The following is a 1,023-nucleotide window of genomic DNA, read 5'->3' on the forward strand; positions in this document are numbered from 1 at the left end:
CAACCGTTCCGAATCGTCCGTCAATCTCCGCAACTGGTCTCTCAAACACGCTTCATCCACGATTTATCAAATAACAGACTCAACGATCGCCATCGCGTCGAAATCGTTTGCCGTTGTGACTGCCAGTGAAAATACCGGCTACGAAATTCCGTCCGGCATTCCGGTCATCGTTCCCGGTTCTTTTCCGGCGCTGACCAATTCGGCGGATTCAATCATCATCATTGACGCCGCCGGACAACGGATCGATGCGCTCAGATACGTATCCGCCTGGGGCGTCCAAACCGGTAAGTCGCTCGAACGCATCGACCCTAACGAAAAAAGTTCAGACCGATCGAACTGGAAACAGTCGAAAGATGTTCTGAATGCAACGCCCGGTAGTCCGAACTCCGTCTTAGTCCAGGAATTTGACGCGGCCTTGGATTCGGTTTTTATTCCGAAAAATGAACATCCGGTCGTCATCGGCAAGCCTGTCCAAATTAGCGTCGCCGTACGGAATGCCGGTTTGCAGACTATTGATTCAATGAACATAGAAATACAAATTTTCAACGAATTTTCAATTCTGGATACAATCATCCCGATCTCGCGGGCGCTGGCTCCCGGTGAAAATCAGACGGAATTCCTTTCCTTTCAGCCCAAGAAAGGTGGCGTATTTTTATTATTGGCTGTCGTTTTATTGAAATCGGATGGCGATTCAAGCAACGATTCCGCCACCTGTTCGCTACCGATCGGTTATCCGACGCAAAGTGTCGTCATCAATGAGATCATGTATTCGCCGATTTCAGGAGGATCGGAATGGTTTGAGATATTGAACCGTTCTTTGTTCCCGATCGATCTGAATCGCTGGCAATTTCGGGATGGCGGAGGAAAATGGTTGCTTTTGTGCGATTCGTCGCAAATGATCGAGCCTTCAGGTTTTTTCATCGTTGCGGCGAAAGTCGATTTCCTAAACGACAATCCGGATTTTTCAGGAAACATCTTGTTTCCGGTGGTTTTCCCAAATTTGAATAACACATCAGATTCGCT

General features: G+C 48.0%; 1 protein-coding gene. It reads left to right on the forward strand.

All coding sequences use genetic code 11. The features are described from left to right. Positions 1-1,023: hypothetical protein (locus COT43_08620; GenBank protein ID PIS27807.1), on the forward strand; the 1,023-nt coding region annotated here is incomplete at both ends.

This window comes from Candidatus Marinimicrobia bacterium CG08_land_8_20_14_0_20_45_22 (assembly GCA_002774355.1).
Taxonomy (GTDB): domain Bacteria; phylum Fidelibacterota; class UBA2242; order UBA2242; family UBA2242; genus 0-14-0-20-45-22.